Origin of the sequence: Anaerobacillus sp. 1_MG-2023 (assembly GCF_030547345.1) — a bacterium.
In the GTDB taxonomy this organism is placed as follows: domain Bacteria; phylum Bacillota; class Bacilli; order Bacillales; family Guptibacillaceae; genus Guptibacillus; species Guptibacillus hwajinpoensis_B.
Genome location: NZ_JAUORD010000233.1, coordinates 1 through 240 on the forward strand (window position 1 = coordinate 1; position 240 = coordinate 240).

1 protein-coding gene is annotated in these 240 nt (G+C 40.4%); it reads right to left on the reverse strand.

Going from position 1 to position 240, the window contains the following annotated elements; genetic code table 11:
- Nucleotides 1–240 (reverse strand): S41 family peptidase (locus tag Q4550_RS23985; protein ID WP_369290145.1); only part of this gene is annotated, 240 nt, incomplete at both ends.

Here is a 240-nt window from a genome sequence, read left to right on the forward strand (position 1 = left end):
GTATTCTCCGAGAAATTTGTTATTTCGATGATGCCAGTTAATTTTCCATCCACCATTTCTGAACTGCTATATACCGTTTCGACCGGAATCTCATCACGAACAATTGTAACCGGGAATGGATCGGAAACACCTGCACGCTGAATTTCTAATTCAACCTCTGAACCCTTTTCACCACGAATCTTAGCAACCGCTTCATTCAAGTTTAATCCTTCTAGACTTTCTCCATCTACGGTTAATACT